The 11,036-nt window shown below is 73.5% G+C and carries 8 protein-coding genes; 5 read left to right on the top strand and 3 right to left on the bottom strand.

The features are described 5' to 3' along the window. Nucleotides 1–25: 25 nt before the first annotated feature. Entirely contained in the window at nt 26–433 is a 408-nt protein-coding gene (locus B0I31_RS32830; protein WP_106619279.1) for a hypothetical protein, read from the top strand. A 3-nt stretch (nt 434–436) separates the two neighbouring features. Here the strand turns inward: B0I31_RS32830 and B0I31_RS40920 are convergent, their stop codons facing one another. Further along, nucleotides 437–574, bottom strand: a complete 138-nt coding sequence (locus B0I31_RS40920) for a hypothetical protein (protein ID WP_181320633.1) — start codon at nt 572–574, stop codon at nt 437–439. 135 nt (nt 575–709) lie between these two features. On the opposite strand from B0I31_RS40920, the gene B0I31_RS32825 reads away from it, so the two are divergent. From B0I31_RS32825 to B0I31_RS32810, 4 genes are read left to right on the top strand one after another with little or no spacing between them, the layout of a single operon-like run. Continuing rightward, the gene (locus B0I31_RS32825) at nt 710–3,856 is read left to right on the top strand and encodes a CHAT domain-containing protein (RefSeq protein WP_106619278.1); all 3,147 of its coding nucleotides are present in this window, start codon (nt 710–712) and stop codon (nt 3,854–3,856) included. 28 nt (nt 3,857–3,884) lie between these two features. Next, complete coding sequence (locus B0I31_RS32820) at nt 3,885–4,205, top strand: CATRA system-associated protein (protein WP_106619277.1); 321 nt, start codon at nt 3,885–3,887, stop codon at nt 4,203–4,205. After that, nucleotides 4,183–5,787 carry a CATRA conflict system CASPASE/TPR repeat-associated protein gene (locus tag B0I31_RS32815; protein WP_106619276.1) on the top strand — a complete coding sequence of 535 codons (1,605 nt, stop codon included), beginning with the start codon at nt 4,183–4,185 and terminating at the stop codon, nt 5,785–5,787. The genes B0I31_RS32820 and B0I31_RS32815 overlap by 23 nt, the downstream gene beginning before the upstream one ends. A 31-nt stretch (nt 5,788–5,818) precedes the next feature. After that, on the top strand, nt 5,819–9,493 hold the full coding sequence (locus tag B0I31_RS32810) for a CHAT domain-containing protein (RefSeq protein ID WP_146174041.1): 3,675 nt from the start codon (nt 5,819–5,821) through the stop codon (nt 9,491–9,493). 91 nt (nt 9,494–9,584) lie between these two features. On the opposite strand, the gene B0I31_RS32805 is transcribed toward B0I31_RS32810, so the two are convergent. Both B0I31_RS32805 and B0I31_RS32800 read right to left on the bottom strand, forming a co-directional pair. Then, complete coding sequence (locus B0I31_RS32805; RefSeq protein ID WP_106619274.1) at nt 9,585–10,052, bottom strand: nuclear transport factor 2 family protein; 468 nt, start codon at nt 10,050–10,052, stop codon at nt 9,585–9,587. 14 nt (nt 10,053–10,066) lie between these two features. Then, nucleotides 10,067–11,002 (bottom strand): pyridoxamine 5'-phosphate oxidase family protein, encoded by a 936-nt coding sequence (locus tag B0I31_RS32800; RefSeq protein WP_106619273.1) that lies wholly within the window; start codon nt 11,000–11,002, stop codon nt 10,067–10,069. Between the last annotated feature and the right edge of the window lie 34 nt (nt 11,003–11,036).

The following is an 11,036-nucleotide window of genomic DNA, read 5'->3' as shown; positions in this document are numbered from 1 at the left end:
GGGCAGCGGTGGCACAATCGCGCCCGTGCCGGACGAGTACCTGGTGGGCCACTGGTCGGACCGCGAGCTGTACCCGCACGACCCGGAGTACTCCGAGCTCGCGTTCCAGGCGGACGGCACGGGCTGGACGTACTGGTGCAGTTGGAGCACGGCGTTCACCGTCGAGCGCTTCCGGTGGCGGGAGACCGCGGCCGGGGTGCTGGAGGTGAGGCTGGTGGTGCTGCTGTCCGGCACGTGGTCGGTGGTCGACGGTCGGACGCGGCACGAGGTGGAGGACCGGCAACCGCTCGCCACGACCTCGTCCCCGACCTACCGGATCACCGACGAGCCGCCCACCCTGGAACTCGACCGCCCGCTCGACACCGACCTCGGCGGGACCCGCTTCACCCTGCTGTCCCGCGAAGCCGTCGATCCGGTACCCGCACACCGCTGAGGTTCAGGACAGGAACAGCGCGGACAGCCGGGGCAGGTGCGCGCGGAACGTGTCGTCGGACCAGTGCCAAGCCGATCCCGCCGGTTCGTCCGGCCGCGCCACGGCGGCGAGTGCCCCGTCGACCGCCTCCGAGATCCACATACCCGACGGGTGAAACCCGGGCAGGCACCGCACTTCTGCGTATACCGGCGCCCCGCCTCGGACGAGGATCTGTCGACTCGTGCCGGCGGCCCGCTTCGCCAACGTGAGCCGACACCGACCGGCGGAGGGATCGCGATGACCGGGACGACCACGCAACCGAGGACGTTGCGCGAGGCCTTCGGCAGGCAGTGGCAAGCCTGGCCGGCCGGCGTCCGGGTCGTGTGGTTCGTGGTGCGCCCTTTGTGCACGGTCGTGGCGCTGGCCTCGTTGCCCGCCTCCGACGCACCGGTGCTCGCGGTCGTGGCCGCGGCGGTACTGCTGGTCGTGGCGAGACCGGTGGCTCGGCAGTGGATCGCACCGGTGGTCGCCGTTGCCGTGTGGTTCGTATCGCCGGTCGCCGCGGTGGCTGTGCTGCTGCGCGTCGTGGTGACCGTGGTGGTGCTGCTCGTGGCGGGACGGTCGTGGCGGCGCGGGCTGGTGCTGGTGAGGAGGGGCCGGCGGGCGTTCCTCCACCTGCCGCCACCCCGCGTCGTGGAACGCCGGTTGCGCCGGTCGCTGCTGTCGCCGGGTGACTCGCTCGACTTCAGCGACCCGATCATCGAGCTGTGGGCCGTCACCTGGGCACTGGCCGACGCACGCAGCCTCGGTCGGTGCACGGTGCGGCTCGCCAGGGGGTTGCTGTGGTGGGACTGGGGCGTGCCGACAGGGCCCAACTTCGAGGCGCGGCTGCTCAGGCTCGGCCTCACCGAGTCCGCGGTGCTGTGGTCGTCCCGGGTCGGTGCCGTCGTCGTGGCCGGCGGAGGGGCCTTGCTCACCGGGCTGACCACGTCCGGTCGAGGGCTCCCGGAGGTCGTGTCCGCGCTGCTCGCGGCGCTACCGGCGTGGTCGCTCACCCGGCGGTCCGTCCGGACGCGACCGCCGATCACCGGCACGGTGCTGCTGTTCGCCGCCGGTCCGGTGGTCTTCGGCGTGTCGGCACTGCCCCTGCTCGGGTGGGGGATCGTGGTCGGTCTCCTGGCCCGTGCGGTGTTCCCCGCGGCCACCGCCCGCATGATCGGGTCCGATGACGTCGCACCGCGGCTACCGCTCGCGGCGGGGATCGGCGCCCGCCGGACGTGGAACGCGGCCCGCCGGACGCACGAGGACGGACGTGCCGCCGAGGCGTTGCGGTTGTGGGGCGAGCTCGCCGGGGACGGCTCGCGGTCGCCTGCGGTGAGAGCCGCCGCGCACGCCGCGACGGCCCACGTCCACCTGGACCGCGGCGCCGTGCAGGAAGCGGTCCGGTGTGCGGAGGACGCGCTCGCGTTCACGGACGTGGAGCGGGTGCGACCGCTCGTGGACGGTATCGCCGGTCGGGTCTTCCTCGCCGCCGGCGACGACGAGCGCGCGGCCCGGCTGCTCGACCACGCCGTGACGTCCCGGCGTCAGCGCCGGGACCCGCAGGTCCTCGCCGCCCTCGCGCAGGTGCGCGCGTCCGCGACCGACCCGGACGAGGCGCTGCTCGCCCTGGGGCGGGCGACGGGCGGGCTGCTGCGCAGCGGCAACGTCTACATGCTCGTCGAAGCCGAGGTGGCGGTCGTCGCGCGGTACGCGGACCGGCTTCCCCTCGCCGACCTGGAGTCGAGGCTGTCCCAGGTGTTGTCGTTCGAGGACGATGCGTTTCCCGGGATGGGTCCCGTGCGACGCGAACGGGTCCGGGAGGCGCTGGCGCGTGCACGGCTGCTGCTCGGGCGGTTGCACGCGGACCACGGCCGCAACGGCACCGCGTCCGCGCACCTGCGCAAGGCGCTGGAGGACTTCGGCGGTCCGGCGCTCGCGGTCGACCGCGCGGTCACGAGCATCCTGCTGGGTGTCGTCCGCAACCGCTCGAACCCGCGACACGGCCTGCCCGAGCTGACGGCGGGCGTCCACGCCTTGGAGGAAGCCAGGGGGCAACTGGCGACGGGGCGGTACCGCACCCGGCTGGTGCACCGGCACACCGAGACCTACCGGCTGGCCCTCGACGCGCTCACCCGGCTGCTGCCCGTGGAACCGGCCGCGGGGATGGTCGCGTTCGAGCTGGTCGAGTCGTTGCGCCGCAACGCCCTGGCCCGGACGCTGCGTGACCGGATCTCGGACTTCGGCCCGGAGGTGGAGGGATTCCGCTCGCGCATAGAGGAGGTCGAGGCTGTCGGCGGCCCGGAGTCCGAGCAGGAGCTGGTCCGCCTGCACGACGGTCTCGCGAGGACGCTGTCGGCGGAGTTCGCGTCGGTGTACCTGCCGGAGCCGGTGAGGGTGCAGCCGTTGCGGGAGGTTCTCGGCAACGCGCACTGCCTCGCCTACCACTTCACCGAGATCGGTTCCCGTGGCGCGCACGGCCACGTCGTCCACCTGCCGCCGCAGGGCGACGCGGTGGTGCGACCGGTCACCGTCAGGGATCCGGACCTCCTCGCCGTGCTCCGGGCGGACGAGCCGGCGGCCCGGCACGCGGTGCTGTCCCGCCGCCAGTCGCACGACGTCGAGGCGCGCCGGTGGGCGGCCCTGGGCGCGGAGCTGCTGCCTGACGGGCTGCGACGAGCTCTCGCGAGCGCGGACGAGGCGCCCACGCTGGTGGTCGTGCCGAGCGCGGAGCTGTCGGCGTTCCCGTGGGCGGCGCTGCCGGTCGACGGGCAGCAGCTGCTCGTGGAGGCGGCGGTGGTGCAGATCGTGCCCGCGCTGGCGGTCCTGACCCCGGACCCGGCGCCGGCGGACGACGGGCCGGTGCTCGCCTACGTCGACCCGTCGGTGGGCACCGCCGAGGAGGCGCGCGTGGTGGCCGAACTCGGCCACCACCCGGTCGCGTCCCGGGACGCGATGCTCGGCGCGCTGCGATCGGGTCGCTTCGCGGGCGCCTACGTCGCCGCCCACGGTGACGGTCGGGGCCTGACGCAGCGGATGGTCTTCCACGACGGCGGGGCGTTGTCGGCGGCAACGGCCTTGACGCTGCCCTGGCCGCCGTGGGTGGTGTTCGCGGCCTGCTTCGTCGGGGACGTGCGCGTCGACACGGGACAGGACCCGCTGGGCTTGCCGGTCAGCTGCCTGCTGGGCGGCGCGGACTCCGTGATCGGCGGGATCATCGCGGTGAACAGCGCCGCGGCGAGCACCGTGTGCCCGGACATCGCGGGCGGGATCCGGCGGGGTGAGCACCCCGCAGTGGCGTTGCGGCACGCCCAGCTGGCCCACCTGCGCTCGTTCCGGAGCCGACCGGCCCCGGTGCGGTGGGCCGGGTTCACCTGCGTGAGCAGGACGGTCGCGCGTGGTTGACCCGCTCGGAACCCGACGAGGAGGAACGGTGCTGGAAGAGGAGGTCGTCGACCACGCCAGAGCGGTGCTCGACGACTTGCTGGGCTGGGAGATGACCGGGCAGGGCTGGCGGGAGGTCGCCGAGCTGGTCGCCGACCTCACCGAGGCCGTCCGCTCGGGTGCCTCGGACGCGGTCCACGATGCGACCGAGGACCTCGCGGTGGTCGCGCCGGTGCGCGCGACGCGGATCGGCGAGGAACCCGTCGTGCCGCCACCCCCGTTCGTGCTGGAACGGCGCAGCGAGACGCTGGACAGCCTGCGGGCGAACGAGAACGTGGAGGGCGACGATGAACGACCCGACGCCGGGTGAGCAGGACCTGGTCGTCCACGTGTTCGCCCCGTTGGGCGGTCGACACGCCCGGCGGGCGGGGGAGCAGGTGCGGGCGATCTGGCTGCGCTGCCGCGAGCTGTTGGGCGTGACCGACCCGATCGGCGGCACCGGCCTGCCCGCCGAGCCGCCCGCCTCCGTCCCGACAGGTCTGGACGGCGCACTGGCCGCGGCGCAGAACGAGGCCGTCGACCTCCAGCTCGTGCTGCGCCGCCACCACGACCTGCTGAACCTGTCGGTGCTGTTCGCCGCGCCGGCGCGGACGGGCCTCGCGTCCTTCGTGCCACCCGGCTGGATCGAGTTCGACCGGTGGTGGTCCGAGGTCCAGGGCGATGACGTCGGAGACCTGCTCGGCACGGTCCGGATCTACCAGGCCCAGCAGCCCGGCGAGTCGACCCCCGAACCCCTGCCCGGCCGATTGCGCGGCGGGATCCGGTGGGACGCGCGCCAGACGTTGGACGACGACCTCCGGCTGTGGGAGTCCGACCCCTCGACCGGGGCCGACCGCGACATCGTGATCACGGCACCGGTCGGCGAGGACGCCCGCCTGAGCGCGTGGACGTGGAGCCGGGGTGGCACGGAGATGCCGCCACTCGCGCGCTACCTGGCCAACGCGGCCAAGCTCCGGCACCACATCCGCGTCTGGCAGCGGGACGAGGACTGGCTGGCCCACCTGCGCGCCCAGGTGGACACCCGGGTGGACGAGCTGCAGGCGGACCTGACGCGGGCGGACGTGGCGGACGAGCTGCGCGGCGACGAGGCGGGGCTCGTCGTCGCCGCCGACCGGGTGGAGCGGATGCGTCGGTCGGTGGCCGTGGTGCGGGACAACATGGCGTCCCTGCTGCCCCGGCAGCTCAGTGCCGACACCGCGCTGGCCGACTGGTTCCACGCCCAGCTCGGCGACGCGCTCACCCAGCTCGACCGCAGCCGGAACCTGGCTCGGGAGATCCGGGCGATCGCGCCCGAACCCGTGCCGCCCCGCCCGGTGCCGCAGCCGGTGGGCAGGCGCTTCCGGATGGGGTTCATGGTCGACGTGGTCGACTACAGCGGCCGGACGACCCCGGACGAGGAGCGGATCCAGGGACGGGTCGCCGAGGTGGTCAGGGACGTGGTCGCCGACCTGGGCCTCGACTTCGCCGACGCGGACCACCAGGGGACGGGCGACGGGCTGCTGGTGTTCCTGCCCGACCACGTCGACGTGCAGCGGGCGTTGCCGTCCCTGCTCAACGGGATGGCGAGGCGGGTGGCGGAGGACAACGCCGTCCACCGCGACCGCGTCCGGCTGCGGATGGCGGCCGACGTCGGCCCGGTCGGGCTCGCGGCCCTCGGGTTCGGCGGCAAGGTCGCGCTCACCATCGGCCGACTGCTCGACAGCGCGCCGCTGCGGGCGGCCATCGCCGGTTCGCCGGAGACGGACCTGGCCGTGGTGCTGTCGGACCGCCTGCACGAGTACGTCGTCGGTGAGGGCACGCCGGGACTGGACCCGGACGACTTCGAACCGGTGGACGTCGTGGTCAAGGCGTTCGCCGGCCGCGGCTGGCTGTGGACGACGCGGCACAGCTGAAACGTTCGCCTCCGACCGGAAGGTGGTGCGGGTGGCCCACACCCCGACAGCAGGCAACAGCGGAGATGCGGCTCTGGAGGAGCTCCGCGCCGCCCTCAACGGCATCCCGCGCGACGACCCGGGTCAGGTGTTGCAGGACCGGGTCGGCCACCTGGCGAAGGTCGTGGCGCTCACCGCGCTCCGCGACGGCGACCCGCGCGCCGACCACGTGCTGGGTTGGTGGCACTGGATGCGCTACGAGGCCCTGCCCGCCGGAGCCGGTGACGTCGACTTCCGGTACGCCGCCGGTTTCCTGCACCCCTTCCTGGAGAGGGCACCCGGACTCCTGCCGATCGAGCTGGTCCGGCACCTCGACCGGCCGGTTCTCCCCGACCTGCTCCGCCGTGCGTTCGAAGGGCTCGTCGACCACCGCCGGACCGGGGAGCCCGAGGCACTGGGTCGAGCCGTCGTGCTGTTCCGGCGGGTCGTGCTCGCCTCCGACGACCACCCCGACCGCGGTTTCCACCTGTTCAGCCTGGGCACCGCCCTCCGGACCTGGTTCGAGCACAGCGATGACCTCGCCTTGCTCGACGAGGCCGTCGTCGCCTGCCGGGAGGCCGCGGCAGCCACTCCGGCCGGGGCTGCTGTCGACGGCATCTACCTGGCCCAACTCGGCGACGTGCTGCGGCTCCGGTTCGAGCGGACGGGCGAGTTGGCCGATGCCGACGAGTCCATCCGCCTCCACCGACGAGCCGTCAGTGCGACTCCGCCAGAAAACCCTTACCGAGGTGTGTTCCTGGGAGCGCTGGGCGGCGCACTGCAGAGCAGGTTCGAGCAGACCGGGGAGCGGGAGGTCTTGGAGGAGGCCGTCGAAGTCTGCCGGCGAGCTGTGCGGGACTCTCCCGCCGACGACCCGTTCCGCGCCGGCTGCCTCACCGGTCTCGGTGACGTGCTCCGGGCGTACTACGACCACACGGGAAAGCGGGAGGTCCTGGAGGAGGCGGTCGACGTCTGCCGGCAGGCGGTGGATGCCCGTTCCCTCGATGACGCCGAGCGCGCCGTGCCACTGGCCAACCTCGGCATCGTGCTGCGGGCCGAGTTCACGATGACGGGTGAGCTGTCCGTGCTCGACGAGGCCGTCGACGTCGGTCGTCGAGCGGTGGCGTCGACCGACGCCGCCCCTTCGGTCCGCGGCAGGCACCTGTCCAGCCTGGGCGGGGCGCTCCGCGCCAGGTTCGAGCGGACCGGGGACCACGCCGCGTTGGCCGAGGCGATCGAGGTCGAACGCCGGGCCGTCGAAGCCGTTCCCGCCGACCACCCGCAGCGAGGCCTCTTCCACTCCAACCTCGGCGAGATCCTCCGGGTGGAGTTCGAGCAGACGGGGGAAGCGCCGCTGCTGGACGAGGCCATCCACCACCTCCGCCAAGCCGTGGAGGTGACAGCGGGTGGCCACCCCCTTCGCCCCCTGTTCCTGAGCAACCTCGGCGGGCTCCTCCAGATCCGGTTCCACCGGACCGACGAGTTGCTCCTGCTCGACGAAGCCATCCGTCACCTGCGCGCGGCGCTGGAAGCGGCCCCGGCCGATCACCCCCGGCGCGGGGACCACCTCTGCGCCCTCGGGGTGGCCCTCGGCTCCAAGTTCGAGCGGACCGGTGACCCGGCGGCGCTGGACGAGGCGGTCGACCTCGGACGCCGAGGCGTGGCCGCCATCCCCGTGGAGCACGTCGATCGCGACACCCACCTGTTGAACGTCGCCGACGTGGTGATGACGAAGTTCAGGCAGACAGGCGACCTGAGGTTCCTCGACGAGGCCGTCGAGCACTTCCGGCTGGCCGCGGACACGACTCCCGGCGACCACGTCCGCCACGGCATGCACTTGCTGAACCTGTCCATCGCGCTGTCGACGCGGTTCCGCATGACCAAGCTCTTCGGCGACCTCGACGAAGCCATCCGGCTCGGCGAACGGTCCGTGGCCGTCACCCCCGCTGCGCACCCCAGCCGGTGCGGGCGCCTGTCCAACTTGGGCAGCGTGGTGCTGGAGCTGTTCGAGCGGACGGCCGATCGTCGCGTGCTGGACCGGGCACGCCAGTGCTTCACCGACGCCTGGGCGGTGGAGGCGGGGCCGGTCCACCTGCGGGTCGACGCGGCTCAGCGGGCGGCCGAGGCCGACCTGACCGCCGGCGACGTCGCCCACGCGTTCACGATGGCGGAACGGGCTGTCGAACTGCTCGGCCTGGTGGCGCCGCGGCGCCTGCGCCGGCCGGATCGACAGCACCGCATCGCCGACCTCGCCGGGCTGCCCGCCACGGTCGCCGCCGCGGCCTTGGCGGCCGGGAAGGCCGACCGGGCGGTCGAGTTGCTGGAGCAGACCCGCGGACTGCTGATCACCGACACGCTCGACACCCGCGGCGACCTCGGCACCCTCCGCCACCACGCACCGGCGCTGGCGGCGGAGTTCGGCGCGTTGCGTGACACGCTCGACGTGCTGGACCACGCCACCGCCGAATCCGACACCCCGGCTCCCGGTCACGCGCGCGAACAGGTCCTGGCGGACTGGGACCGGCTGCTCGCCGGGATCCGCGCCGTTCCCGCGCTGTCCGAGTTCCTGCTCCCACCGGGTATCGACCGGTTGCGGCACGCCGCGGCCGGTGGCCCGGTCGTCTACCTCGTCATCCACTCCCACGCGTGCCACGCCGTCGTGCTCACCGACGACGCCCGGCAGCCGGTCCGCGCGTTACCCCTGCCCACCCTGACCAAGGCCGACGCCTACCACCACATCGACCTCGTCCGAACCGCGACGAACCCCCTGGTGCCGGCCCGAACGCGGGTCGAGGCCGTCCGCCGCCTGCCCGTCACGCTGGCGTGGATGTGGGACGCGATCACCGGACCCGTGCTCGACCACCTCGGTCACCGCATGACACCCCACGACGACCCGGACTGGCCGCGCGTGCACTGGTGCCCGGTCGGGATCGCCACCTTCCTGCCCCTCCACGCCGCAGGTCACCACGTCGACCGGTCCACCGACGACAGTCCTCACCGGACCGTCCTCGACCGTGTCGTCTCCTCGTACACCCCGACCGCGCGGTCACTCCTGCACAACGCCGCGAAATCGCCACTCCGCGAGGCGGACAGCACGTTGGTCGTCGCCGTCCCCGACGCTCCCGACACCTCGCGGCTCCCCGGCGTCGTCGAGGAGGTCGAGCGGCTCCGCGACCTCGTCCCCACCGCCGCGGTGATGCCGACGCCGAGCACCCGTGACGCCGTCCTCGCCGCGTTACCCCACCACCCGGTCGCGCACTTCGCCTGCCACGGCGTGGCCGACTGGGTCGACCCCGCGGCGAGCAGGCTGATCCTGCACGACCACGTCACCGCACCGCTGACCGTCGCCGACATCACCGCCCTGAACCTCGGCAACGCCCGGCTCGCCTACCTGTCCGCGTGCAGCACCACGGACACCAACCCGCGGCACGCCGACGAGGCGACCCACCTGACCGCGGCCTTCCACCTCGCCGGCTACCGCGCCGTGATCGGCACCCTCTGGCCCGTCGACGACACCACCGCCACCGCCATCGCCCACCACACCTACCTGCACCTCACCGACCGCGGCACCACCCCACCGCAGTCCGACCGCGCCGCGATCGCCCTCCACCACGCCGTCCGCCACCACCGCGACAGCTATCCCCACAAACCCGTCCTCTGGGCCTCCCACATCCACACCGGCCACTGAGGGCTCCGGGTTCGGCCGGCCCGCCTACTCGTCGCCGCGGGCCTGGCAAGCCGTGTTCGCGACCGCCTGCGCGAGGTGGTGAACACGTGGCTCAGGCCGGCGGGATGTCGTGCCCCGGTCCTCGCTCGTCCTGCGGGCGGGGACCGCTGTAGCGGCGGTCGGCTGCGTCGATGCGCACGTCGTTGATGCTCGCTTCGCGGCGGCTCATCAGGCCGTTGTCGGCGAACTCCCACAGCTCGTTGCCGTAGGAGCGGAACCACCGGCCTTCCGCGTCGTGCCACTCGTACTGGAAGCGGACGGCGATGCGGTTGCCGTGGAAGGCCCACAGGCTCTTGCGCAGCACGTAGTCCAGCTCGCGTGCCCACTTGTCGGTGAGGAACTCGACGATCTCGTCGCGGCCGGTGAGGAAGACGTCGCGGTTGCGCCAGACCGAGTCCGGCGTGTAGGCGAGGGCGACCCGGTGCGGGTCCCGGGTGTTCCAGGCGTCCTCGGCGGCCTGGACCTTGGCCAGGGCGCCGTCGAGGTCGAACGGCGGGAACGGCGGTCGGGCGTCGGTCATGGCCGGGCTCTCCTTCACGGCGCCGTGAGCGGCGGGTTGTCGTGGGCGGGGGTCACGGAGTCGGCCCGCAGCGGCAGCAGCCGGCCGGCGACCACGTGCCGAGGGGTGAAGCGGACGCGGCGGCCGGTGCGGTCGTCGTCGCCGGTTGCTCCCGGGCTGGTCCACTCCACCTCGGCCCGGCCGGACAGGTGCAGCGTGCGGCCGGTGGTGAAGTCGAAGAAGAGCAGGGCGGCATCCGGGTCGGCGTGGATGTTGCCGAGAGTGGTGAACATGTTGTTGCCCGAGTAGTCGGGCCACCACAGCGACCCGTCCTCGACGCGGACGAAACCGGGCGCCCCGCCGCGGTGCGAGGCGTCGTTGCCGCGGGTCGGGTGGGTGGTGCCGACCAGCAAGGTGTCGGAGCGGCGGATCAGCTCTACGTCGTCCGGTGTCAGGCTTTCCCCGCGTCGGACCGGCGCGGGGTTCCGGGTCGTGTCGGGTGCGGCCCCGAGGTGTCGGACCTGGATGTACTGGGGGCAGTTGCCGAACGCCTGCGCCACGTCGACGCGCAGCCCGTCGTCCCCGGCGTCGGTCACGGTGCCGTTGCCCCGCAGACGCCTGCGTGCGGCGAACTCGACCGCGATCATCCCCACCGGCTGGTCCGTCGGCAGGCCGCGGAGCGGGTCCCCTTCGGCCGGTGACGTCCGTGCCGTGAGGGCGGTGGGGGAGTCGACGTGGAGGAATCCCGGCGGACCGGTGAGAGGGGAGAGCCACAGCGTGCCCCGGGCGTCGCGGGCGGTGATCGCCGCGAACGTCCGGTCCGCGAGGAACCGCGCCGCCCCGACGCCCAGCCCGGCGGGTGCGGCCATCGCCGAGAGCCGGGCGGCGTCCCTGGAGACCCCCGCGCGGCGCTGCACGGCCAACTCGCCCTCGTGGAAGCCCGCAGCCTCGGTGCGTGCCAGGTCGGTCATGCGGGCCGCACTCCCTTCGGTCAATGTTCTGACG

Source organism: Saccharothrix carnea (genome assembly GCF_003014735.1).
Lineage (GTDB): Bacteria > Actinomycetota > Actinomycetes > Mycobacteriales > Pseudonocardiaceae > Actinosynnema > Actinosynnema carneum.
Note: the sequence above shows the minus strand (reverse complement) of the source record. Positions and strands in the feature narration are given on the sequence as shown.